General features: G+C 69.5%; 17 protein-coding genes. 4 read left to right on the top strand and 13 right to left on the bottom strand.

Going from position 1 to position 25,321, the window contains the following annotated elements:
- Nucleotides 1–277: 277 nt before the first annotated feature.
- The gene (locus tag FJ309_14475) at nt 278–742 is read right to left on the bottom strand and encodes a hypothetical protein (protein ID MBM3955794.1); all 465 of its coding nucleotides are present in this window, start codon (nt 740–742) and stop codon (nt 278–280) included.
- A 238-nt stretch (nt 743–980) separates the two neighbouring features.
- Here FJ309_14475 and FJ309_14470 point away from each other — a divergent pair, with 238 nt between their 5' ends.
- On the top strand, nt 981–2,168 hold the full coding sequence (locus FJ309_14470; GenBank protein ID MBM3955793.1) for a hypothetical protein: 1,188 nt from the start codon (nt 981–983) through the stop codon (nt 2,166–2,168).
- 70 nt (nt 2,169–2,238) lie between these two features.
- Here the strand turns inward: FJ309_14470 and FJ309_14465 are convergent, their stop codons facing one another.
- The 6 genes from FJ309_14465 to FJ309_14440 form a co-directional block, all read right to left on the bottom strand.
- Nucleotides 2,239–3,222, bottom strand: coding sequence for a hypothetical protein (locus FJ309_14465; GenBank protein ID MBM3955792.1), 984 nt, complete (start codon nt 3,220–3,222; stop codon nt 2,239–2,241).
- Entirely contained in the window at nt 3,197–4,549 is a 1,353-nt protein-coding gene (locus FJ309_14460; protein MBM3955791.1) for a DUF1552 domain-containing protein, read from the bottom strand. The genes FJ309_14465 and FJ309_14460 overlap by 26 nt, the downstream gene beginning before the upstream one ends.
- On the bottom strand, nt 4,549–6,948 hold the full coding sequence (locus tag FJ309_14455; protein ID MBM3955790.1) for a DUF1592 domain-containing protein: 2,400 nt from the start codon (nt 6,946–6,948) through the stop codon (nt 4,549–4,551). Before FJ309_14455 ends, FJ309_14460 begins: the two co-directional genes overlap by 1 nt.
- A 27-nt stretch (nt 6,949–6,975) precedes the next feature.
- On the bottom strand, nt 6,976–7,740 hold the full coding sequence (locus FJ309_14450; protein ID MBM3955789.1) for a 16S rRNA (guanine(527)-N(7))-methyltransferase RsmG: 765 nt from the start codon (nt 7,738–7,740) through the stop codon (nt 6,976–6,978).
- Nucleotides 7,698–9,872, bottom strand: a complete 2,175-nt coding sequence (locus tag FJ309_14445; protein MBM3955788.1) for a glutamine synthetase type III — start codon at nt 9,870–9,872, stop codon at nt 7,698–7,700. Before FJ309_14445 ends, FJ309_14450 begins: the two co-directional genes overlap by 43 nt.
- A gap of 423 nt (nt 9,873–10,295) precedes the next feature.
- Nucleotides 10,296–12,158, bottom strand: a complete 1,863-nt coding sequence (locus FJ309_14440; protein MBM3955787.1) for a S41 family peptidase — start codon at nt 12,156–12,158, stop codon at nt 10,296–10,298.
- A 176-nt stretch (nt 12,159–12,334) separates the two neighbouring features.
- Between FJ309_14440 and FJ309_14435 the strand changes: the two genes are divergently transcribed.
- Nucleotides 12,335–12,997 (top strand): sigma-70 family RNA polymerase sigma factor, encoded by a 663-nt coding sequence (locus FJ309_14435; protein ID MBM3955786.1) that lies wholly within the window; start codon nt 12,335–12,337, stop codon nt 12,995–12,997.
- A 76-nt stretch (nt 12,998–13,073) separates the two neighbouring features.
- Nucleotides 13,074–14,822: a serine/threonine protein kinase gene (locus FJ309_14430; protein ID MBM3955785.1), complete on the top strand. Its 1,749-nt coding sequence runs from the start codon at nt 13,074–13,076 to the stop codon at nt 14,820–14,822.
- Between the two features lie 72 nt (nt 14,823–14,894).
- Here the strand turns inward: FJ309_14430 and FJ309_14425 are convergent, their stop codons facing one another.
- Both FJ309_14425 and FJ309_14420 read right to left on the bottom strand, forming a co-directional pair.
- Nucleotides 14,895–16,844, bottom strand: a complete 1,950-nt coding sequence (locus FJ309_14425) for a heavy metal translocating P-type ATPase (protein MBM3955784.1) — start codon at nt 16,842–16,844, stop codon at nt 14,895–14,897.
- A 48-nt stretch (nt 16,845–16,892) separates the two neighbouring features.
- A complete protein-coding gene (locus tag FJ309_14420) occupies nt 16,893–17,468 on the bottom strand; it encodes a tRNA-(ms[2]io[6]A)-hydroxylase (protein ID MBM3955783.1) in 576 nt (191 codons plus the stop codon).
- 136 nt (nt 17,469–17,604) lie between these two features.
- On the opposite strand from FJ309_14420, the gene FJ309_14415 reads away from it, so the two are divergent.
- Nucleotides 17,605–18,012: a DUF2237 domain-containing protein gene (locus FJ309_14415; protein ID MBM3955782.1), complete on the top strand. Its 408-nt coding sequence runs from the start codon at nt 17,605–17,607 to the stop codon at nt 18,010–18,012.
- A 112-nt stretch (nt 18,013–18,124) separates the two neighbouring features.
- Here FJ309_14415 and FJ309_14410 read toward each other — a convergent pair whose 3' ends face one another.
- From FJ309_14410 to FJ309_14395, 4 genes are all read right to left on the bottom strand, one after another.
- Nucleotides 18,125–19,249, bottom strand: coding sequence for a hypothetical protein (locus tag FJ309_14410; GenBank protein ID MBM3955781.1), 1,125 nt, complete (start codon nt 19,247–19,249; stop codon nt 18,125–18,127).
- A 773-nt stretch (nt 19,250–20,022) separates the two neighbouring features.
- The gene (locus FJ309_14405) at nt 20,023–21,330 is read right to left on the bottom strand and encodes a PEP-CTERM sorting domain-containing protein (protein MBM3955780.1); all 1,308 of its coding nucleotides are present in this window, start codon (nt 21,328–21,330) and stop codon (nt 20,023–20,025) included.
- A gap of 1,425 nt (nt 21,331–22,755) precedes the next feature.
- On the bottom strand, nt 22,756–23,892 hold the full coding sequence (locus FJ309_14400; protein ID MBM3955779.1) for a hypothetical protein: 1,137 nt from the start codon (nt 23,890–23,892) through the stop codon (nt 22,756–22,758).
- A gap of 1,319 nt (nt 23,893–25,211) precedes the next feature.
- The coding region (locus FJ309_14395; GenBank protein MBM3955778.1) for a PEP-CTERM sorting domain-containing protein at nt 25,212–25,321 on the bottom strand (110 nt) is incomplete at its 5' end.

Here is a 25,321-nt window from a genome sequence, read left to right as displayed (position 1 = left end):
ACCGCGGGAGACGCCAAGGGTCTCCCGGGTCGCCGGCGGCCGCAGCCTGCGGCCGAGCCAGCTTTCAGTGGACAAAGCCCTCCATGGCCCCATCCGGCCGCGGGACGGCCGGCTCAGTTTGTCCACTTGGGCGACCGCGGGAGACGCCAAGGGTCTCCCGGGTCGCCGGCGGCCGCAGCCTGCGGCCGAGCCAGCTTTCAGTGGACAAAGCCCTCCATGGCCCCATCCGGCCGCGGGACGGCCGGCTCAGTTTGTCCACTCTGGAGATCGACCGACCTCAGAAGCCGCCGTCGATGTGCGCGCCGCAGTTGTGGCAGCGCGGCAGCGCGACGGGGGGAGGGGTCGGCAGATAGCCGTCGTGGAACAGCGTGTGGAGCCGGGGGAAGAACGGCGGCAACGACACGCCCAGCGCCCGGTGCGAGAACAGTCCGCAGCCCTGGCATCCCATCCGCGCACACGCCGGGCCGTAGCCGCCGCAGTGGTGGCAGGCTGGACCGCAGGCCGCGTTGGGAGCCGCCGCGACGCTGCGGTGCCACGGCGGGGACTGCCGTACCGGCGCGCCGTAGCCCGGCGGCACGGTCATCCGCGGGGACGGGAAGTCGCCGAACTCCTGCCCGCCGACCGGCGCGGACGCGGCACCGACGAGGAGGGCGACGGTCGCCAGCGCCGCAAAGGCGGCGACCGCCCCTGGGGACGACGGCCGACGGTGGCGGGGGGGGCGATGGTACGCGCAGACGCTCATGGCGATCCTCGGGCATACGGTTCCGGGCACGATCCCTCGGCCCCTTGGCTTGTCGACGCCCGGAGGAGCGGCAGTTGAGTCGCCGTCGCCACTGGGAAGGGGGACCGGTCCGTGAAGAACTGCCGGCAGGCGCGATGATCCAAGGGGGCGAAGACGTGCCGCCGGACGGCGCCACGCGGGGTAGGATGGCGAAGGGTTGCGACGGACGGTCCGCCGACCCTGCCACCGGACCAGGCCCATGCCCGCGATCCTCGTGCCGCACGCCGGCACCGACCCGCTGATCCTCGAAGTCGGATTCGGTGCCACCGCGGTCGACCTCGCCGGGCCTCCGGGCACGACCGGCGAGGCGGCGGTCGGCCTCGTCCGCACCGCGCTCGATCACCCTCCCGGGGGCCCGCCGCTGGCGGCGCACGCCGTCCCCGGTGACCGCGTCGCCGTGGCGCTGGCCGGCGCCGTTCCCCAGCCGACCGCGGTGATTGCCGCGCTCCGTTCGGCGCTGGCCACGGTCGACGCCGTGGCCGGAGCGCCCGTGGTCCTCGCCGCGCACGGCGCCGACGCGCCCGTCCCCGGGGGCGCGACGGCGTTCACCGGCCGCACCGCCGCTGAAACCGCCTACCTGACTGCCGACGAGGCCGGCCGCCCGCTGTACCTCGCGCGGGCACTGGTCGATGCCGATCTGGTCGTCGAAGTCGCGTCCTGGCATTGGGACGCGGCCCTCCATGCCGCCGACCCGACGCTGGCGGTGTGGCCGGCCTTCGGCCGTGCCGGCAGCGCCACGCCGCTCGAGCGCCGGTTGGCGCGGCGCGGACGCAAAGGCCTGGAGGCGTGGACGCTCGCCGCCGAGCGGATGCGCTGGCACCTCGGCGTGACCGCCTGCCTGCGGCTCGTTCCGGGGCGTGACGGGACGCTCCTGGCAGCCTGCTTCGGGGCGCCGTCGGCCGCCGCCGCCGCCGCCCGGAAAGGCGCCATGGGCTGGCGGCCGCGCATCGCCGCCCCTGCGGCGCTGGCCGTCGCGACGCTGTCGCCGTTCGCCAGCGGCGTGGCGTCGTTCACCCGCGCCGTCGCCGCCGCGGCGCGGGTCACGACACCCGACGGCACGATCTGCGTCATCGGCGACGTCGCCGCACCCGGGCCGGTGTTCCGCCGCTGGCGTGAAGGGGTCGCGATCCGCGCACTGGTCACCGAAGCGGTGGCGGGACGCGATCCGGCGCTCGTCGCCGACGCCGTCCAGGCCCGGTTGTTCGCCCGCGCGCTGGGGAGCCGGAGGCTGGTCCTGCTCTCGTCGCTCGATGCGGCGCTGGTCGAGGAACTCGACTTCGGCAACGCCCGGTCCCCCGAGGCGATCGAGCGCCTCGCCGCGCGGGCGGCGTCGCTGGTCGTCCTCCGGGAGGCCGACCTGCTCTGGCCCCAGCACCCGGGCGGCTGAGCTTTCCGTGGGCAACGCCATCCCTGGCCGAACCCGGCCACGGGGGCGGCCGGCTCACGTCGCCTCGCGGTCAGTCGATCGCCAGTGGTGCCAGCAGCCGACCGCGGTCGATGGCGCCGTAGTGCCGGCAGTCGTGGCTCACCGCCGGGGCGTCGCCGAGCAGGAACACCTCGCGCGGGCCGAGCACCCATTCGCGCCGGCCGTCGGCGGCGGGGCGGTGGACGACGTCGCGCCACAGCCCACCGGCGACCACCGTCGCCCCCGGGCAGCGGACCTCGGCCCTGAACGGCGCTGCCGTGGCGACACTCCACGGGAGCTCCACCTGCCACCCGGCCGGCATGCCCGGGGGCCAGGGCACCCGTGAACCGTCGGCGGCAGGTGGCGCATTCGTCGCCGGCCAGGCGACGGCGACGAACCGCCCGTCGAGCCGGCCGGCGACGAGCAGCGCGGCGTCGGCGCCCTCGAGACGCCAGGTCACGATCCGGTCGCCGAGCGTCACCGTGACGCGGCGCGGCGGACCCGCCGGACCGGCGGCCACCAGGGCCCACGCTCCCCCGTCGCTCGCCGGGAGGAGGAGTCGCCGCTCCGACACCGCTTCCGGGCAGTCGTCGTACACCGCGCCGGTCGCCGTGATCGTCACGGTGTCGCCGCCTCCGGAGAGCGTCGCCGCGACCGCCGAGGCGGTCGCGCGGAGGAGCGGCGGCGCTGCCGGCAGCCTCCGGCCGTCGACGACGAGATCGCCGTCGTCGATCGCGACCCGCTCGCCGGGCAGGCCGACCAGGCGCTTCACGGCCAGCGCCCCGTCGGGGGCACGGAACACCCAGCGTTGCTGGCGGTCGAGGCCGGCAATCGCCATGGCGCGTTCGCGCCAGCCGATGCTCACGACGGCCTCCGGCGCGAGTCCGGGGAGCATCGACAACCCCTCGACGCGCAGCTGCCGGGGGGGCATGGCCGCCGCCACCGCCGCGAGCACTGCCAAGGCCACCGTCACTCGCCGCACCGCCGCACCTCGTCCGGCGCCGGGCCGGTCAGGCCAGGCCGGTAAGCGGGCCATCGGCACAGAAATCGGGGTTGCCGAAGCGCTCCAGGCCGGTGACTCCGAAGGCGTGGGCCAGCGACAGCAGGAAGCGGTTGTGCGGGACGCCGGGAAACTCCAGGGCCCGGCCCGTCGTGAACCCCAGGCCGCCACCGACGAGGACCCACGGGATGTCGTTGCGGGTGTGGGAGTTGCCCTCGCCGAGCTCGTTGGTCCAGAGGATCGTGGTGTGGTCGAGGAGCGACCCGGAGCCGTCGGGCTCGGGCGTCTCGGCGAGGCGCCGGGCGAGGTGGGCGATCTCGCCGGCATACCAGGTGTTGATCTTCGTCAGTTTTTCCTGGGCCGCTTCGTTGCCGTTGGGCTCGTGCGACAAGTCGTGCTGCCCCTCGTCGACCCCGAGCCATTTCATCCGCGCCTGGCCGACGGAGTTGGTGTATTGGAGGCTCGCGACGCGCGTGAAATCGGCCGCCAGCGCCGCCACCACCAGCTCGATCTGCATCCGGCTGATCTGCGGCATCCGGTCGTTGTCCTCGAGGATCCCCGGCTCGAGCACCGGCACCGGGTGGGCGGCCGCGGCGCGCTGCGCCGCCAGTTCCGTCTCCAGCCCGCGGACCAGCGCCGCGTGCTCCTCGAGGATCCGCCGGTCGGCGGCCGGCACCGCCGCCGCCACGGCACGGAGATCGTCGACGACGTCGTCGAGCACGCTGGACAAAGCCTCGCGGTCGCGGGCCTGGCCGTAGAGCCGGGCGAACATCCGGTAGGGATCGTCGATCGGTGCCACGGGGCGGTTGGGGCCGGCGTAGATCATCCGCGTCCAGGTATCGGCCCGCTCGGGCACGAGGACGCCGAACTCGAGCGACCCGAACCGGGTCGCGGTGTCGGGCCGGGCCTGGAGGTGGGCGCGGATCTGCTGGTCGATCGACGGCCCGCTCGACCAGCCGGCCGGCGTGTCGCTGCCCCCCTGGATGTTGCCGGGAAACAGTTCGACGCCGGTCAGCAGGCAGCCGATCCCGCGCATGTGCCCGTCGCCGTCGCCGCGGATCTTGTTGCAAACCCCCTTGAGCGTCAGGAGCCGGTCACGAAACGGCTCGAGCGGGGCGAGGATCGGCGGGAGCGCGGCGGGAGACGCGGAGTCCCAAAGCGCGGTGAACGATCCGGCGGCGGGCCAGAAGTTCTTCCGCACCGTTCCGTCCGGGGAGAAGACGATGACGAGGCGCTGCTTCGGCCCGGCCGCAGCCGCATGGGCGAGGCTGGGGAGGTTGCCGAGGAACGGCAGCACCGCCCCGCCGACCCCGAGGCGGCCAAGCAGCTCACGCCGCGCCAATCGCTCGCGCCCGTCGCTCATCAGGGTGCTCCTGCGGACGAAACCGCCGCCGTAGCCGGGGGCCCGGCGGCTGCCACCACCATGATATCGACCGCCAGACGGCGGATGTCGTAGCCCTGTTCCCGGAACGAACGGCCCAGCTCGGCGGCCAGATCGGGGCCGAATGCCGCCAGCGGCTGCTGCACGAGGCCGTGAAACATGACGCGCACGAACGTCTCGGCCGCGTCGTCGCTGGCGGCGACCATCCCCCCCAGTTCACGGGCACCGCGAAACGCGACCGCCGGCCCGTGCCGCGGCTGGTACGCGCCGTTGTCGTCCACCGGCACCCCGTCCGGGGTCACCGTCGGACGGTAACGGCCGATCGCGTCGTAGGCCTCGAGCGAAAACCCGAGGGGATTGATCGCCGCATGGCAGGTCCGGCAGGTGGCGGGGCTCGTCTGCAGCTCGACCCGCTGCCGCGTCGAGAGCCCGGGATGGAGGTCGGGGGCGAGCGGGGCGATCGCCTCCGGGGGAGGCCGGAGGACGTTGCCCAGCACGCTGCGGACGAGGAACACGCCGCGGTGGATCGGCGACGTCCCCCCGCGGTAGGCCAGCTGGGACATCAGGTAGGGGTGGGTGAGCAGGCCGGCACGATGGCCGTCGTCGGGGCGCGTCCGCCGGAAATCGGCGCCGGGCGGGAGATCGATTCCGTACAGCAGCGCGAGGCGGCCGTTGAGCGGCAGTCGGTCGTCGGTAAACAAGCGACGGAAGTCGGCGGTGGGCCCGCCCCAGAGGATGTCGTCGAGCTGGATCTCGAGGCTCGTCCGCAGGTCGGCAGCGACTTCCACCGTGAACTCGGGGAACCGCGCCGGGTCTTTCTCGGGCACCTCCGCCTGGTCGAGCCGCAACCAGGCGACGAGCGTGTCGCGGAGCTTCGCCCGGCCGCGGGAATCGCCGAGCATGCGCTCCGCCTGGCGGCGGACCTGCTCCGGAGTAACCAGCTGACCACGGGCGGCGGCCTCGCGGAGCTCGCGATCGGGAAGTGAATCCCACAGACCGAGGGCCAAGCGCCCCGCGACGGCCTGGCCGGCGGCGCGGGGCTCGGCGGCCTCGTCGCCACCGAGACGGAACAGGAACCGTGGCGACGACAGCACCGCCAGCAGCGACCGGCGCAGCCCGGCGTCGGCGTCGACACCCTCCAGCGGCCGTTCGACGAGCCGCTGCCGGGCCTGGTCGTCGAGCGGACCGCCACAGGCCCGTTCGGCGAAGGCGAGGGCGAACTCGCGCAGTTTCCGCGGTCGCTCGTCGGCCTGGCGGCGCGTGCGCGCAAGCCGGTCGACGTCGGCGCCGACATGGTCGGCCGTCTCGATCGCCGCCGCCGTCACCGCGGCCAGCCATTCGGGCGACACGTCGGTGCCGCGCACCGACCCCGTGCTCCGGTCGTCGGGCGGAAACGGCGTCGCGAGCACGAGCGTGGGGGGCGCCTCGCGCGGAATCAGGCAGCGCTGCGGCACCGTCTCGAGCGTTCCTCCCGGCCGGCGCCACAGCAGCTCGATCGTCGCCCGCGTGGGGCGCTCCTTGGCCGGATTGTCGACCCCCTGGTTGGCCTTCGAGAACTCGAGCACCAGCCCGTGGGGACGCCCGCCGAGGAGCATCGTCGTCCCGCGGTACTCCGTGTCGTCTCCCGATTTGACCCAGGCGTCGATCAGCGGCCGTTCGGCGTCGCCGCGCTGATTGACGTACAGCCGGACGGCGTGCTCGGTGCGGACGACGAACTCGTGGAGGCCGGTGTCGGGCGGGATCACCGATCCCGCCCAGCGGATCGCGAACCGCCCCGGCTCGAACGATTCGGGGTCGGGGCCCTCGGTGCCGAAATCGAAGCGGACGAGCGGATCGATCCGCTCGAAGACGCGCTGCGCGCGGTCGAACGACCGCCCCTTGTGGTAGCTCCCCTCGAGGCCGCGCTCGCCGTCGAGACCGGGCAGTTCACCGGCGAAGCCGCCGACCAGATCGGCGACGGCATGGCGGTGCTGGCGGACCGTGAGCCGCGCGATCTCGACACGCGGTGGCCGGGTGCGGGCGCGGGCCAACGGCGAATAGAACGCGCCGTGGACGTACTCGGCCACGTCCCGCGCGGCCTCGGGCCCGACCGCGTCGGGGTCGTCCTCGGGCATCGTCTCGTCGACGAGGCGGGCCAGTTGGGCGACCGACTGCTCGCCCACCAGGGCGCGCGGCACCTGTGCCGTCCCCGTCCCATCCACGCCATGGCAGCGCTGGCAGTGGGTGCGGTAGACGGCCGCCCCGGGATGCTCCGGCTCCGCACCGGCCGCGACCGCGACCGGCAACACGAACGCCGCCGCCAGGCACGCCCTCCCCGCCAGGCCACGGGGGGCGCCGGCTGCGGATTGGTCAGCCACGCGTTCCGCCCAGGCAGCCACCATCGCCGGAATCCTCGTGCACCTCACTCGTCAACTGTCTCCGCTCCCACTGTAGTCGGCCGCTGCGCGGGGGCGCAATTCCAACAGGACACTCGAGTTGTCGCTCCCGGGGAGCGGCCAGGCGGCGATTCGGCGGACCGTCAGGCGGCGCAGCGCCCCCCGGTGGCGGGCGTCGCGCTTCTCCTCCTCCCAGCGCGGCCCCTTGACCAGCAGCATCCGGCCGTAGGAATCGGCGACCGGCTCGAACCAGGAAAGGAGCTTGAGCAGCGGCGCCACCGCGCGGACGACGAGGGTGTCGAATCGATCGCCGCGCGCCCGCCGCGCCACCAGCTGCTGTGCCGGCCCCTCGTGGACCGGCACCCCGAGGCCCGCTTCGGCGACGATCGCGGCCACGGCCCGGGCCTTCTTGGCGACGCTGTCGACAAGCTCGACGCGCAGATCCGGCCGGAGGGTGGCGAGGATCAGCCCGGGGACGCCGCCGCCGGTGCCGACGTCGAGCACCCGCTCGCCGGGAGCGAGGTGGGGGGCGATCGCGCAGGAATCGGCCACGTCACGGCCGACGAACCGGCCGACGTCGGTGTGACGGGTGAGGTTGAGGCGCTGGTTGGCCCGCCACAGCGCCGCCGCGTAGGCCGCCAGGCGTGGGGCGGCGTCGTCGGACACGGCCAGCCCGAGGCGCCGGCATTCGTCGCCGATCGCCCGGGCCAGCTCCGTCTCGTCGCCGCTCGTGCCGGGAGCACCCGCAGGCGTGGTCACTTGATGAACAACAGCTCGCGGTAGGTGGGGAGCGGCCAGAGATCGTCGGGGAGGATCGTCTCGATCTGGTCGGCGATCTCGCGGAGCGCGTTCATCGCCGGGATGACGTCGGCGTTGAAGTGCTTGACCTCGGCCCGCAGGTCGGCGGCTCCGTGGTGGCCGAGGGCCTTCTCCAACCCCTCGATCCGCTTCTCGAACTCCCCGACCAGCCCGGTGAGCTTCTCGAGCGTGCCCATGTGGACCGGGGCCCCGAGCGTCTTGAGCTTGCTGGCGGTGTCGACCAGCTCGCCCTGGTAGCGGTAACCGGCCGGCAGGATCAACGTCCGGGCGATCTGCAGCGCCGACTGCGCCTCGGTGTTGATGTCCTTGCAATACCGCTCCATGTAGATGTCGTAGCGGCTGCGCATCTCGCGTTCGGAGAGGACGCCGTACTTCTCGAACAGGGCGATGTTCTTCGGGGCCACGAGGACGTCGAGCGCCTCGGGGGTGGCGCGGAGGTTGGGCAGCCCGCGCTTGGCCGCCTCCTCGTGCCATTCCTGCGCGTAGCCGTTGCCGTTGAAGATCACCGCCTTGTGCTTGGCGACGATCTCCTGGAGCAGCTTCTCGACGGCGCCGGGGAGCTTCTTGACGTCGCCGCCGGTCGCCTTCTCCAGCTCGGTGGCGATGAAGTCGAGACTCTCGGCGACGATGGTGTTGAGGGCCACGAGCGGGCCGGCGATCGACTGGCTCGAACCGACCGCGCGGAACTCGAACTTGTTGCCGGTGAAGGCGAACGGACTGGTCCGGTTGCGGTCGCCGGCGTGCTTCGGCAGCGGCGGCAGGGTGTCGACCCCGACTGTCAGCGTGCCCGACGACTTGCTGGTCGTCGCCTTCCCCTTCTCGATCTGCGCGAACACGTCGGCGAGCTGCTCGCCGAGGAAGATCGAGATGATCGCCGGGGGGGCCTCGTTGGCCCCGAGGCGGTGGTCGTTGCCGCTGAAGGCGACGACCGCGCGGAGGATGTCGGCGTGGAGGTGGACGGCGCGGATCACCGCCGCGCAGAACACGAGGAACTGCATGTTGGCATGGGGCGTCTCACCGGGCTCGAGGAGGTTGCCCAGCCGGCAGCCGATCGACCAGTTGACGTGCTTGCCCGAGCCGTTGATTCCGGCGAACGGCTTCTCGTGGAGCAGGCAGGTCATGCCGTACTTCTGCGCCATCCGCTGCAGCATCTGCATGATCGACTGCTGGTGGTCGGTGGCGATGTTGGCGTTTTCATAGACCGGGGCGATCTCGTATTGGCTCGGCGCGACTTCGTTGTGCCGGGTCTTCACCGGGACGCCGAGCTTGTACAGCTCGCGCTCCGTGTCGAGCATGAAGGCGAGGACGCGCTCGGGGATCGCGCCGAAGTACTGGTCCTCGAACTCCTGCCCCTTGGGCGGCTTGGCGCCGAACAGCGTCCGCCCGGTCATCATCAGATCGGGACGGGCGAAGAACAGGTTGCGGTCGATGAGGAAGTATTCCTGTTCCGGCCCGGCCGAGGCCGACACCTGGCCGATGTCGGTGTGGCCAAACAAAGCCAACACCCGCCGCGCCTGCTTGTCGATCGCCTGCATGCTGCGGAGCAGCGGCGTCTTCTTGTCGAGCGCCTCCCCCGTCCACGAGCAGAACGCCGTCGGGATGCAGAGCGTGGTGCCGTTGGGGTTGTCGAGGATGTAGGCGGGGCTGGTCGGATCCCAGGCGGTGTAGCCCCGCGCCTCGAACGTGGCCCGGAGACCGCCGGAGGGGAAGCTCGAGGCGTCGGGCTCGCCCTGGCAGAGCTCCTTGCCGGAGAACTCCGCGATCGCCTGGCCGTCGCCGGTGGGGGAGAGGAAGCTGTCGTGCTTCTCCGCCGTCAGCCCGGTGAGCGGGTAGAAGACGTGGGCGTAGTGGGTCGCCCCCTTCTCGATCGCCCAGTCTTTCATCGCCAGCGCCACCGCGTCGGCGATCCCCGGATCAAGCGGCTTGCCCTGCTTGATCGTCGCCTGCATCGCCTTGTAGACGCTCTTCGGCAGGCGCGCTTTCATCACCGCGTCGTTGAACACGTTGGCACCGAACAGCTCGCTCGTCGGCGTCTCGCGGAAGTTCCACGACTGACCGCTCGGCTGGTAGTTGTTGATGGCGGCGATCGCGCTGGCACGGGCGGTGGTCATCGGGGCGTTCCTTTTGTGGCGGGGCCGCGCCGGGACATCGAGCCCGGCGACGACGGCGAGGGGGATGGCTGTGGCACGGCCGACGGCCGACCGCGGCACGGACGGCGGAGAGCATCTCTCCACCCGGTTCCGTACCCCAGTGCGGTGCGAACGTCGCCGCGAAGGCGTGGAGACTCGACAGGGTTCCGAGCAAGCGCCGCCCGGCAGTTCGCGCCCCGCCCGGCGCGAACCGACGACTGCGCGACACAAACGCCCGCCGCACCGGAGGGCCGGGACGACGAACCGCTACCCGGATCCCGTACCGTCGCCAGAAGAAGTTCGCACGGCGCGGGGATCGGACAATTCGGCATGGGGAGACTAGCCGCCGTCGGGCGGTTGTTCAAGCACCGCAAGGGGGCTCCCGCCGCGGCGGGGAGGGCGGGTTCAGCGGGCCGCCTGGGCCCGTGGCGGCATCGTCTCGACGGACCGGCGGGCGACGGCCAGCGCCGCCTCGAGCCAGCCGTCGATCGCCTGCTCGCCGGCCGGCGACTCGACGTCGCCACCGCTCACGGGCCGCGCCGCCGACCGCACCTCGACGTGCGGCTGGACGCCGACACGGGCGTAGGGCTGGCCGGTCGGGGAGAAGAAACGCGCCGTGGTCAGCCGCATCCCGACGCCGGCGACCTCGAGCGGGAAGATTCCCTGGATCGAGCCTTTGCCGAAGCTCCGCGCACCGACCAGCGTGCCCCGGCCATGGTCGCGGATCGCACCGGCGAGGATCTCCGACGAACTGGCCGAGTCGCCGTCGATGAGCACCACCAGCGGCATCCGCCAGGTGCCCGAGCGGGTCGCGGTGTAGTTGAAATCCTCCTCGGGGCTGCGGCCGCGCGTCGCCACCACGAGGCCCCGGTCGAGGAACAGGTCGGCGACGTCGACGGCCGCCGACAACAGCCCGCCGGGATTGCCGCGGAGATCGATCACGAGGGCGCGCATCCCGGCGGCGTCGAGGCGGCGCAGGGCCCGCTCGAGATCGGCGGCCGTGGTCTTCTGGAACGACGAGATCCGCACGTGGGCGATCCCGGCGGCGGGGTCGACGATCTTGACGTCCTCGACGCTGGGCACCTCGACCTGCTCGCGCCGCACCACCACCCCCTGCGCGGCGGTGCCGCCCCGCGCGACCGCCAGCGTCACCACCGAGCCTTCCGGCCCCTGGAGGAGCTGGGCGGCGGCGTCGACGTGCATCCCCGCCAGCGAGCGGCCGTCGACGGCGACGATGTGGTCGCCGCGACGGCATCCGGCCCGCGCCGCCGGGCTGCCCGGAATCACGTGGACGATCAGCAACCCGTCGGCGGCGGACTTGAGCTCGACCCCGAGGCCGACGAAGTTGCCCTCGATCTGGGCGTAGAGGTCGTCGAGCTGACCGGTCGTGAGGAAGGCGGAGTATTCGTCGAGCGCCCCGAGGGCCGCCGCGGCGAACTCCATCAGCGTCACCGCCGGCGGGATCCCCAGCGTGGAGTGGGCGATCCGCGCCAGCCACGCCGTGACCGTCTCGGCCTCGGCCGCCGTGTCGATCGCCCGCCCCGACAGCAGCCGCGCCGCCTGCTCGCGGTACAGGGCGCGCCGTTCGGGGGTGGCCTGGGCGGCGTGGAGCGAGACGAACAGCGGATCGTCGATGGCGACGTCCAGGGCGCGGCAGCCGCGGAACACCATTTTCCGGTAGTCGGGGGCGTCGACATGGTGCGAGGCGATCCGCGTGAAGACCTCGCGGGTCACCCGGCGCCCCTCGGCCTCCGTCAGCCCCGCCATCCGCTGGCGAAACGCCTGTTCGCCGTGACGGCGGGCGAGGTCGCAGTGGATCTTCGCCAGGTCGTAGCGCTCGGCCACCTGGGGAGGGAGGCTCGCGGCCCGGGCCGCCGTCTCGCAGACCCCGACCAATTCACCCCAGCGCCCCTCGGCGTGAAGCTGCGTGACCCGGGCGAGCAGGTCGCCTCCCGGGGGCACCGCGATGGCCGGAGCCGGAAGGCCGGGTGCCGGGGCCGGCGGCGCGGGAAGGGCAGGGGGTTCGGGGGCGACCGGCCAGTCGGGCGACTCGACCGTTGAGGAGGGCAGGGACAACGGCCGCCATCCGGCCGGAGCACCGCCATCGAACAGGGCCGGTTCGGCAGCGACCGCAGCCGGGCCGACGGCGACCAGGGCAGACGTTGCCGCGAGCACGGTCAGCAGCAGGCATCGCCCCCGCCCGGACCGCGCGCAACCCGCCGGCACCGTTCCGCTGATCGACAGCATCGCCACGATCGGCAAGGTCACAGGGGCGATCCGTGCAGGAAGCGGTCGTCCCGTGACCGCCGGCGATTATGGATCACGTTTCCAGGGTGGTCAAAAAACCCCGTCCTTCCAGGCGGGTTCGGCGGGGCTGACATTTGGTGACCGGCAGCCTCGGAGCGGGCGCCCGCGGCGCCGCGCCGCGGTACACTGGTCCACCGATGAGCACGTCGGCCAATTCGAATGCTGCGGACGGGGTGGTCGGCGACGACGGCCGGCCGACGCTGGTCCTTCTCGACCGGGTCCGCCGCGGTGACGACGAAGCGCTCAACAGCCTCCTCGAACGCCACCGCGCCGCGATCCGTCGCCTCATCGACAGGCGGATGGACCGCGTCGTGCAGCGGCGCGTCGACGCCAGCGACATCGTCCAGGACGTCCTCCTCGAGGCCAACCGTCGGCTCGGCGACTATCTCGCCAACCCGGTCATGCCCTTCGACCTCTGGCTGCGGCACATGGCCCGCGACCGGCTGATCGACGCCCACCGGCGCCACCGGGTCGCCGCGACCCGCAGCCTCGACCGTGAGGTGCCGCTGGTGGCCGCGACCGGCGATGGCGATTCGGCGACCGGCGACCTGCTCGGCGGTGTTGCCGACCGTGAGTTGACCCCGGCCGCCGCCGCCACCTGGCACGAGCTGGAGCGCCGCTTCGCCACGGCCGTCGAGCAACTCGACGAGCAGGACCGGGAAATCGTCCTCCTCCGCCACTTCGAGCACCTCTCCACCGCCGAGGCGGCGACGGCGCTGGGGCTGTCCAAGCCCGCCGCGGGGATGCGCTACCTGCGCGCGATGCGCCGCCTCCGTGTGCTCCTCGACGGCGGCGTCTGAGGGTGGCACCGGTCCCGGACAGCCGGCCGCGGCGGCCTACGATACCGAGATTTGTTCTCCTCGCCTTGCCCCCGCCATGCCGACGACTTCCGCCGCCACCCGCCGCGCCGTCGAGACTCCGCTGTCGGACGAGCAGGAGACCCGGCTGGTCGATCTCGTCGACGAGCTGTCGATGCTGTCCGGCGAATCGGCCCATACGCGGCTCGAGGAGCTGGCGGCGCGACACCCCGACCTCGCCGGTCAGCTCCGCGAGCTGTTCGGCGCGATGATCGTCACCGACGCGGTCGCCGAACGGTCGGCGATCTTCACGCCCGGCGAAGGTCTGCGCCCGCCGCCGACGATCGTCGCGGGAAGCGGAACCGGATCGCCCCCGACCGAGTCGCGCGGCGGCGGTGAATCGCCGCGGTTCGACCCCGGCGTCAGTGCGCTGCCGGCGTCGTTCGGCGACTACGAGCTCCACGAGGAGATCGGCCGCGGCGGCATGGGAGTGGTATACCGGGCGACGCAGCGCAGCCTGTCGCGGACGGTGGCCGTGAAGATGCTGCTCAGCCGCGAGCGTGCCACGAGTGCCGACCTGTCGCGGTTCCGGAGCGAGGCCGAGGCGGCCGCCGGAATCGCCCATCCGGGGATCGTCGCCGTCTACGAGGTCGGCGAATGGGACGGCCATCCCTACTACACGATGGAGTATGTCGCCGGCACGACGCTCGCCCGCCAGCTCGCGGCCGGACCGCTCCCACCGCGCGAGACGGCGGCGATCATGCTGCGCGTCGCCGAGGCGGTCGAAGCGGCCCACGTCCGCGGGATCCTCCACCGCGACCTCAAGCCGTCGAACATCCTCATCGGCGCCGACGGCCAGCCGCGGGTCTCGGATTTCGGGCTCGCCAAGCGACTCGAGGACGACACCTCGGTGACCCATACCGGTGCCATCCTCGGCACCCCCTGCTACATGGCCCCGGAACAGGCGGCGGGGAGCCGCGGGGACGTCGGCCCGACCAGCGACGTGTGGAGCCTCGGGGCGATCCTCTACCAGTCGATCACCGGCCGGCCGCCTTTCCAGGCGCGGACGTCGATGGACACGCTCCTGGCGGTGCTCGAATCGGATCCGCCGGTGCCGCGCTCGCTGCATCGGGAGGTCGACCGCGATCTCGAACTGATCGCGCTCAAGAGCCTGCAGAAGCCGCAGGACCTGCGCTATTCATCGGCCGGGGCCCTCGCCGCCGACCTGCGGGCGTTCCTCGCCGGCGATCCGGTGGCGGCGCGGCGCGGCGGCCTGGCGGACGTCGCCGCCCGCCTGTTCCGCGAGACCCACCATGCCGTGGTCCTCGAGAACTGGGGCCTGCTGTGGATGTGGCACTCGGTGGTGGTGCTGGCGCTGTCGATCGTCACCGACGTCCTCGCCTGGCAGCACGTCGAGGATCGCTGGCCGTATCTCGTGCTCTGGGGCGGGGGGCTGGCGCTGTGGGCACCGATCTTCTGGGCGCTGCGCCACCGCGCCGGGCCGGTGACCGCGGTGGAGCGTCAGATCGCCCACGTCTGGGGGGGAACGGTGATCGGCAGCGTGATGCTGTTCTGGGTCGAGGACCTGTTGAAAATGGACGTCCTCACCCTGTCGCCGGTCCTCGCGCTTCTCGCCGGCGTCGTGTTTTTCGCCAAAGCCGGGATCCTCTCGGGGGCGTTTTACATCCAGGCTGCGGTGCTGTTCGCGACGGCGCTGGTGATGTGCCGCCTCCCCGACTACCAGCACATCATCTTCGGCACGGTCAGCGGCCTGTGTTTCTTCCTGCCGGGGCTGAAGTACTTCCGCCAGCGGCTTCGCGGGGAGTGACGGCCCCCCGCGAGCGCTCGCCGCGCGGCGACGTGTGCCGCGGCCCGGCGCGGGAAGCGGGAGCCCCCACGGTCAGTAATCCGACAGCCGCCCCGTCGTCCAGGTCATGCGCAGGGCGTTGACGACGGCGACGACGTCGATCGCCTCCTGGAGCAGCGCGCCGGCCGTCGGCGGCAGCCAGCCGGCGGCGGCGATCGCCATCCCGATCACGCTCACCGCCATCCCGCCGACCGCGCTTTCCAGGGCGATCCGCCGCAGGCGCCGGGCGATGTGAAACAGCTCGTCGACGCGTTCCAGCGTCGTGTCCATCACCACCGCGCCGGCCGCCTCGCTGGTGACGTCGCTGGCTGTTCCCAGGGCGACCCCGACGGTCGCGGCGGCCAGAGCCGGGGCGTCGTTGATCCCGTCGCCGACGAACACCGTCGGGGCCTCGCGCGTCGCCGCCTCGACGATCGCCAGCTTTCCCTCCGGCTCGATGCCGGCGTGGACCTCGTGGATTCCGACGCGCTCCGCCAGCCAACGGACCTCGCTTTCACGATCCCCCGACACGAGCATCACGCGCGACAGTCCGTGGGCGGGGCCGAGATGACCGACGAACGTCGCCCCGTCGGGGCGCGGCGCGTCGCGAAAGCGGACCAGTGCCGCCGGCTCGTCGTCGACGACGACGATGCACTCGAGCCCGCCGGCGACCGGCGGGAGTTCGACGTCCGGGAACGTCGCGTGGAGTTTCTTGCGGCTGGTGATCGCCACCCGGTGGATCGCGCCGTCACCCCCGTGGACACCCCCGGTGAGCCCCGCCCCCGGCTTCTCCTCGAGGGCCTCGACCGGCAGCCGCGGCAGTCCGCGGGCGTCGGCGGCCGCGACGAGGGCGGCGGCCAGCGGGTGCTTGGAATAGCCCTCGAGACTCGCCGCCAGGGCGAGCGTCTCGTCGGCCTGCCGGTCGCCGAGAGGCACGACGTCGGTGACCGTCGGCGTGCCGTAGGTGAGGGTCCCCGTCTTGTCGAAGATCGCGGTCGTGCAGCGGTCGAGCCGCTCGAGGATCGCCGGGTCGCGGATCACGATCCCGCGCCGCGCGGCGAGCGATACCGCGCCGATGATCGCCACCGGGATCGCGATCAGCAACGGGCAGGGGGTGGCGACGACGAGCACGGCGAGGAACCGGACCGGGTCGCCGCTGGCCCACCAGGCGGCGACGGCGATCGCCACCGCCAGTGGCGTGTACAGCGCGCCGAGCGTGTCGGCCAGGCGCCTGAGGCGCGGCCGCTGCTGCTGGCTGGTGCGCAGCACGCCCATGATCTTGGCGTAGCGGCTGTCGCCGGCCACCGACGTGGTGCGGATCTCGAGTGCCGCAGCCCCGTTGATCGCCCCGGACAGCACCGTCGAGCCGGGGGCCTTCTGCATCGTGTAGGGTTCGCCGGTCAGGTAGCTCTCGTCCATCGCGCCGTGTCCGGCGACGACGGTGCCGTCCACCGGGCAGATCTCGTGGGGGAGGACGACGAGCACGTCGCCGACGGCGATCTCCCCGAGCGGCACGTCGGTCAGCCCCGCTGCCGCACGCCGGTGGGCCAGCGCCGGCATCCGCCGCGCCAGTGCGTCGAGGACGTCGCCGGCACGGCTCACCGCCCGGGCCTCGAGCGCCTCGCCGCCGGAGAGCATGAGCACGACCAGCGCGCCGGCAACGTACTCGCCGAGCACGAGGCTGGTGACAATCGAGATCCCGGCGAGCATGTCGGCACCGAACCGGCCGGAGAGCAGCGTGCGGACCAGCTCCAACACGAGCCATCCGCCGCCGACGATCACCAGCGCCACAAGCGGCAGATCGGCGACCGTCACCGGCCGGCCCGTCAACGGAAACGACGCGACCGGCGCGCGGCCCTGGCCGGCCAGCACGAGGCCCCCCCAGGCGGCGATCGCCACCAGGGCCGCGACGGCGATCGCCTCTTCGGGCCCCACCTGGCCACGGAGCCAGCCGGCCAGTGAGGGACGGCGCGAGAGGGCACGCTTGCTGCGGTCGTCGTTCATGAACACTCCCCGCGCAGGCCGTGCCGCGCCCGCGCCGTCAGCCGGGCGTCAGCTGTGCATCCGCGGCACCGGATCCCCGCGGGCGATGATCTCCGCCTCGGCGGCGGCAAGCTCCGCGAGGCGCGAGCGGACGATTTCCTCCGGTGCCCGCTGGCAGGCGAGGCGAACGTAGGTCGCATGGTGCCGTGCCTCCGACTCGAACAGCCCTCGGTAGAAGCCGCGCAGCCCGGCGTCGGCGACGTGCTCGGCCAACAGCGAAAACCGCTCGCAGCTCCGGGCTTCGATCAGGCCGGCGACGAGGAGCCGGTCGAGCGCCCGGCCCGGTTCGGCACGCCGGACGAGCTCATGCAGCCGGCGACCGTAGCTGGCCGGTGCGAGCCGGCGGAAGGGTATGCCGCGGCGTTCGAGGAGGGCGAGCACCTGGTGGAAATGGTCGAGCTCCTCGGTGACGATCGCCGACATCTCCCGCGCCAACTCGACGTGGTCGACGTAGGCGAACAGCAGGTTCATCGCCACTCCGGCCGCTTTCTTCTCGCAGTGCGCGTGGTCGACGAGGATCTCGTCGAGACCGTCGTCGACCTGGGAGAGCCAGCGTGTGCATGTCGGCGACTGGAGGGACAGCATCGCGGCGCGGGAAGGCGGGGGAGCAGGGCCCCGGGCCCGTGGTGGGCAGGGAGCCGAGAAGTGCAACCGCACTATACTCCCCACACCGCCGGCCGGTGGAGCGCGGGCGGCCACCGCGGCACGCGTGGATCACCCAATGATCGACTTCGACCCTGCCGTTCGACCTGCTCCGAAACCCCGCGAGCGCAACGTCCTCGGCGGGGCGTTGGCCACCTGCTCCCGCGCGCCGCTGACCGGGTTCCACCGTGACGGCTGCTGCCGGACAGGGCCGCAGGACACCGGCCTGCACACGGTGTGCGCGGTGATGACCGACGAGTTCCTCGCCTTCACCGTCGCCGCCGGGAACGATCTGGTGACACCGCGGCCGGAATGGCAGTTTCCGGGGTTGAAGCCGGGCGACCGCTGGTGTCTCTGCGCCGCCCGCTGGCTGGAGGCAGCCACCGCCGGAAAGGCACCCCCGGTGGTTCTGGAGGCGACCCATGAGCGGGCCCTTGCGGTGGCGCCGCTTCCGCTCCTCGAGCGCCATGCCTACCAGTCAGGCTGAATCGGGGAACACGCCGATGCAATCCAGCCCCTGTCCCCCGGCGCATGAAAAAACCGCGGGCGGCGTCGGACGCCGCCCGCGGCATGAGATCACGTGACGGCGATCGATGTGCTCACACCTCGAGGCTCGCCCACCGTTCCCGCTGCCGGAGCCTCCGCTGCTTGAACGCCTGCCACCCGGCCAAGACACACCCGACTCCGGCGAACGCGATCGTCGACGGCTCCGGGACGACCACCAGATCGCCGCTCAACTGGTTGAACGTCATGTACTGGCCATCCGCTGCCGTCCCGCTGACCCACAACTCCGGATTGACCGAATCGACGCCTTGGCTGAATGACAGCGTCGTGCCGTCGTAGTTGGCGGTCACCGTGGCGAACGAACCGTTCGCTCCCTCGGAGTAATCGAACAGCTTGAACAGCTGCGGAGCGTCGATGGTCGCGTCCGGGTAGGTCTTCGTGACGTCGACGAACAAGCTTCCGCCGAGCGTGACCGGCTTCGTGAACGTCATCAGGCTGACCGAATCATTCGCGAGAGTCCTGAACGCGACGGTTCCGTCGGAGTTCAGCACCGAAGGACTGTTGACGAGAACGTCGTTGACGACCACGGCAGTGCCACTGTTGCTCAGCGAGCCGATCGAGTAGTTGGACGCGTTGCTTGGATTGAGGTTCACCACCGCGCCGTTCACCGTCTCGACCACTGCCGACCCGAACGCGGCGATGAGGTTCGTCTTTCCCGCGGCCAATGACAGCGTCCCCGTCAACGCCTGAACGCTCCCACCTGCGGTCAGATCAAGGGAACCACTGCCCTGCTTCACCAACGTGGTGTTCGGGCTCGACTGAATGACCGCGTTGAACGCGATCGTGCCACTGCTGACGTCGATCAGCCGTGTCGCAGTGCCACTCCCATAGTCGATCTTCAACCGCGACGCGCTGGTCGTCCCGCCGATCGTCTGCAGCAGGCCCGACTGATTGATGATATCGCCGCGCATCGCGATCGCCGGCGTCACGGAACTACTTGCGGTGATCACGTACGAACCGGTGGCGGTCGAGTTGAACTGCAGTCGATCGAGGGTATAGCCGCCGTTGACCGTCCCGGACAGCCGGTTGCTCCCGGTATAAAAGACCGAGTGCGTACCCGACGTCGGCAGGAGGTTGCTCGCCCCACTCACCCAGTTGCCCGCGGTGCCCCAAGCACCGCTCGTCCCGCCGGTCCAGGTATAGGGTGCCGCTTCGCTCACCGACGCCAGGCAGACTACGGACAGGATCCCCGTTGCGGCGCACGCCGCCATTCGATTGAAAACACGACTCAAGACGTAACTCCTTGTTGTGAAACCATGTCGACTGATTGATTTTTTCGCCCTACTCGATTCTTGGACCCCTCTGTGTACTGCAGGGATCTACGACGGCATGTGCCAGGCCCGCGCCTGAGCAATACATGGTCGCGGGATCACACATCGGTAACAAAGGTGTCTCGTCGCTGACCCATACCATGTCTCGCCGAGCCTCTCCCAGTTACAAGTTCCTTCACCGGGCTTGAGTTCCCTCCGCCAACACGACTCTCAGCAGCAACAACGCTCCCCGGCGACACATTCCGGCAACCACCCGTCACAGAATCTCATGAGCCGCACGACTCGGCTCAAAGCCACGCCACCGCTTCCATGCAACACTTCAGACAACCCTTCCATCGAACCGCGCCTCAGTGCCACCTGTCGATCGCCCCTGGACTCCATGCGGAACGAGCACCGCCAGGGTCACCATCCGTCTGAGCACCCGCGTCATCGACCATCCCACCGACATTTGCAGGTCTGCCGACAGTTCCTACCGACAGACACCGCTCGCTGCATGGGGCTTCGCGACGCCTTCAATCCCCCCGCATGCCCCCGGTGAACGAATCTCACGGCGACCGGCCACGCGGTCGCCACGCTTTCACCGTCTCGCCACCACCACATCTCGTCCTGCAAGAGTCACGAGAAACCGAAGACAGACGACAACGACCACTTCCGCCGAACGATCACCCACGGACACCCGCCAGCGGCGCCAAGGTAACCGAATCGATTGCAGCCCTCCGGGAGCGCTGGCGCGCCCGACGCTGCTTCATCAGGTGCCAGCCGGCCAACGCACCTCCGATCCCGGCGAACACCACCGTGGAGGGCTCGGGAACCACGACGAGGTCTCCAGTCGTCTGGCTGAAGACCATGTAGCGGCCATCCGGAGCCGTCGTGCTGATCCAGATGCTCGAGTCCATCGGATCCGTCGCGAACGACAGGGTCTGGCCGCCGTAAGCAGCCGTCACGGTCGAGAAGCTCCCGTTCGTCGGTGGATCGCCCGCGAAAGTGAACAGGTCGAACAGCTGCGGAGCTTCGAGGGTCGCGTCCGGGTAGGTCTGCGTGACGTCGACGAACAACGCCCCGCCGAGATCCACGGTGGCAAGGAACGTCAGCCGACTGACGTCATCGTTGGCCGTCGAGAACTTCACGGTCCCATTGCTCGCCAGGGCCGAACGGCCGGAAACGGACGTGGTTCCGATGACGACCGTCGTACCGCTGTTGGTCAATGATCCAACAGTGAAGTTCGATCCCGCCGTGGGATTGAGGTTCAGAATAGTCCCATTCGACGCAGCGATGGAACCAGGCAAGGCGGCGATAAGATTCGTCGTCCCCTCAGTCAGTGCGAGCGTCCCGGTGAATGCCTGTGCGTTTGGAAGCGCCACACCGAAGTCGAGCGTGCCCGTGCCCTTCTTCTCGATCGTCGTTCCGTGACTCGAGGCGATGATCGCGTTGAGCGCGATCGTGCCGGTACCGACGTCAATCAAGCGGGTGCCCGATGCCGTGCCGTAGTTGATGTTCACACGGTCTTTATTCGCAAACCCACCGATCGTCTGCCGCTGACCGGACTGATTGACGATATCACCCTGCATGTTGATCGTGGGACCATTGAGGCCGTTGATCACGAACGATCCGGTCGCCGTCGAATTGAACTGCAGCTTGTCGAGCGTGTAGGTGCCGCCGACCGTACCGGACAATCTCGTGCTCCCAGAATAGAAAACCCCGTTTGTGCCGCTCGTGGGCAGGCCGCCACCGGTCCAGTTCGCTCCGTTCGTCCACAGACCGTTGGTGCCAGCGCCGGTCCAGGTGTAGGGGGCGGCGTAGCCGACGGCTGCACTGCAGAGCATCGCGGCGCCTGCAGCTACTCGCACCGACCACCGGCTGGTAGCACGACTCAAGGTCCAACTCCTTGCTGAAAGAATGTCCGTACGCATCTCGCTGTCTCCCTTGTGGTTGTTCTTGACCGAGCCATGATCCGGGTTCAACGGACACATGCCCGTTGACCAAGTTTGTCTATGGGCAGTCCAGGCCCTCGCGCTGCCACACCTTCGGCCGGCCTGGACCGACGATTCCCGCGCTACCCATCGCACCAGCCACTCTCCGCACGATCCGGTTCTGCCTTCGGTTGTGAACGTCGTCAACCATCAGCGCCCCCTGTCATTCGTTCCAGATCACACTGTGGCTTGGGATAAAGACGTGTTGTTACCCGTGCCAGCTCGAGCGAATCCGATCCACTTCCGCCAACCGACCCTGATCGGGCGAGCTAAACAAGCGAAACGATCGCCAGAAAAACAAGGATCGGCAGTGCGCATAGGAAAAGATCTCCCCGTGTGACAGGCAGTTGGTAACGGCCGAAACTCGCCAGAGCCGAGATTTCCAATTCCTGAGTCATTGTTCCGACACTCATCACACCTCTCCCTGAAAGATGGACAATCCACTTGTGTTCGATATCTCGCGCTGTCGCGGCGACCACCACGACAGTCGCACGGCCTGCCCTCCGCGACTATCGCGTCAGGGAAATCCAGCCCCCAGCCGAGCCGGAAGCCCGCGGTATGGAATCCCCTGTTTCCCCAGACCGACCAAGGCCCATCCTGCGGCAAACGTCACCGCACTGCTGGACCCCCTGTCGTTTGCAAGACTTCCCGCTCTCGTGCTGTGATCACACGATCGATCCGGATTACTTCTCGTCACAATGGGGAGCGTTGACACTGCCATCGTGTCTAGCCCGTCGCATTGATCACTTCCCCAGCCCATGTCACACACCGCTGCACAGTGCTCGATACAGCTTCCCACTCCCTGGCCCGCGGTCAGCTGTCCCGCCACTCCGACCCCGTCACACCGCCATCCGGGCCCACGATCGTTCCGTTCCCGAGACCCGCGACGCTGACGCCCGATGCAGCACCTCACGACCCTCAGCCACACCGCCCTGACACCCATTCCCGTTCACTGCGACCGGAGCACTTCGCAGCACCCTCCGACCGAAAGGTCCTCCGTCACCCTCCGTGACCCACGCCATCCCTCCGGCACGCTGACCCAACTCGTCTTCGCGACGGGTGTCATCGTGTGCCAAAGCCACCTGCATCACCCTTGTCGCAGTCCGTTCAGTCGTCATACACACAGACTTCTTCGCCCGGCTGTCCTCTGGGGCAACGATCACTGACAACGGGCTCGGCTTCTTGATTCCGATCTTCCAAGTCTCAACCGAGCCAAGTTATCCATTCACCAACCTTGAACCGTCACCTTTAATTCACACGACCACCGTCCAGCGCCCGTCGCGACCACTCTCGTGAAGCCCAACCTCATCACAGTCCCGATCGTCGCGTCGCCCACCGATCACACACCGACGGCCCACGTGATCCGATTCAATCCTGATCCACTTCCTGGCGAGCCGTCCTCTACGACCGTGCGATCGGCCACGGTCAGGCGGCGATCGCAGACTTGTTGCGACGCCGCTTGTTGATGCAGTGGACACCGCTGATCGTCACCCCGAGGACTCCGAAGACGATCGTCGAGGGCTCGGGCACCACCACCAGCTGGCCCGTCGCTTGATCGAAGGCGAAGTACTGGTTGCCAGCTGCGTTGGAGATAGTCTTCGAGACCCACGAGCCGTTTTCGAGCGTCCACTCACCATTCAGGTTGTCGTAGTCGCCTGGAGCGTTGATCACGGTCATCGACGTGAAGTTCCCATCGTAGCCCATAGCGCCGAAGAGCTTCCATGCTGTGTTGAACGGTTCCAGGGCGTTCGGATCGATGGCCATTTGACGGAAGTCCATGGTCAGATTTCCACTGAAGCACACGGTCCCGGTCGACACGATCTGATCGAAAGTCAAGCCAGGGATGATGGCACCGCCGCTATCAGTTCCCACCTTGAGAGTCGTCGTGGAAGTCGAGAGAAAGTTGGCTTTGCGCGTGTCGAGGATCATCGAGCCGGTCCCGTTGTTACTTCCAATGTTCAAGCGTCCGCCTGAGGTGAGATCGCGAATGCCATCTGATCTGTTCGCCCCAAGCGTCACGTTCGCCGTGGTACCGAGGGTGACGTCACCGTTACCAACGATCGCCTGGGTGAACGAGATGCGCCCCGTCAGATTGATGCCGGCGTTGTTCGTGAACGTGCCACTGAGCGAGAGCCCTGAGGTAGAGCTTACAGCCGACATCTCCACCGGTGAGAATCCAGTCGTGATGTTGTTCTCGATCGTCTGCGTCCGGTTCGTGGTGTTGGCGATGTTCCCATTTATAAGCAACGAACTCCCCGTGAGCCTGTATCCGGTCGATCCGCTGAAGGTGATTGAGTTCACCGGGTAGTCGCTGGAAATGTTGTTGGTCGTCGTTCTGAGTTGCAGACCTCCTCCTGTGCCCCCGAAGATCAGATCCTCCCCACCGGTAGTGCTTGGGGCAACGTCGCCGATCCAGTTGGACCCGGCGCTCCAGATACCGCTCTTCGATGCATTCCAGGTGTAGCTTGCCGCGTTCGCGGACGAGAGTCCGGCGGTCGTCGCCAGGGCGACCGTCGCGACGAGGGACTTGGCCAAGATCCGGTTCATGATCGACGTCTTCATGGGATGCCTTTTCGTGCTCGAGTTGGAAGAAAAAGTAAGAAGAAGGTGATTTGCTTGGTCTTGTTGCGGTAGGTTTTCAGGGACTGGCTTCACACCACCTCCCCGCCCACCAGGGCGTAGCTGATTCCGGGTCCTCCCCTGAGCCCCGGCGCCCGATGTGGCGCCTCCAGCGGTGGCAGTTGGCGTCGACCGCCTCACGGCCGGACACCATGGGGTTCTCCGTGCAGCCCAGTTGCGGCTGACGAAAGCCGGTGCGGTCAACGGCGATATAGGCTTCTCGCAAGATCACACCGTGTGTCATGTATTGGTACTTGCCGGCATCTGCCCGGCGGGATCCTCGATCAGTCATGAGCTGCGTCATCCAGCGCCCCATTTCTCGATCGCCACGCTTGCCGGATCGCAGTTCGATCCCTTAGCGGTCTTTGCCATCGCACGTCTTCCCGACCGATCCCTGTCGCGACCATTCCCCCTCGCCCTGCCTGATCGGTGGGCGACCGCTGGTCGCGACGCCAGACAAGATTTCTCCGTCTGGAAACCAGCTCCTGTGCTGCCGCTCTTGGTCGTTGACCGAGGCCGTGGCTTGCGGACGTACGCAAGTCGAGCCGTCTGTCCACTCGGCGGACTGCATGTCGGATCCCTGGTCCACGTCCATCTCCTGGTTTCCGCACCGACCGCACCATGCACTCTTGCCGACCAATCGACCGCGTGAGTGACCGGACAGGCTCCGATCAGCGAGGTCGATCGAGGTCAGACAGGTCATGCTCCGCTCCGACAAGGCCCCACCGACCATCTCCACCGACTCCGACGACGCACCCGACCACCACGACGAGCTCGCCGTCACATTCACCCTAAACTCATCAACAGAACCTCCGACCTTGGTCACACACCGCATCTTGATCGACAGCCACCGAATACCGACCCCGCCGGCGGTGGGCTTGTACCTCCCCTGTCGGCGTTGTGACGACCGTCGTTCATTTCCACCACTCCATCAGCACTTACCGACACGTGCCACTTGCTCATCACACCAGTGGTCCTGCTGGCCGCAGAGCACTAGTCGCTTCACAGCCCCAGCGAGACACAAAGACCGATCACCACCACAGCCATCAGCGTCGTTGCTGCCAAGCTGGTGAACGGCGTTCGCTCGACCTTCATCGCCACGACCTCATGCGATCCGACCATTTGGAGATCTCCTGCTGCTTGCCCCATCACCAACCAAGCGATCGCACCACACCGTCGCGACCGTCAGATCCATTCCCGAAGAACACTTGTTACCAGCGATTCACCGTCACACATCTGCAGCCACTTGACCGCTGGAGTAATCAGGCGGAGGGCTTCCCACCCTTCCGCCGCCTGGCCATCCGCCAGCCGGCCAGAGCCACACCGACCCCGGCGATGACCACCGCCGAGGGCTCGGGGACGATCATCAACA

The sequence above is a fragment of the Planctomycetota bacterium genome, assembly GCA_016872555.1.
In the GTDB taxonomy this organism is placed as follows: domain Bacteria; phylum Planctomycetota; class Planctomycetia; order Pirellulales; family UBA1268; genus F1-20-MAGs016.
This window is presented reverse-complemented; position numbering and strand designations above follow the sequence as displayed.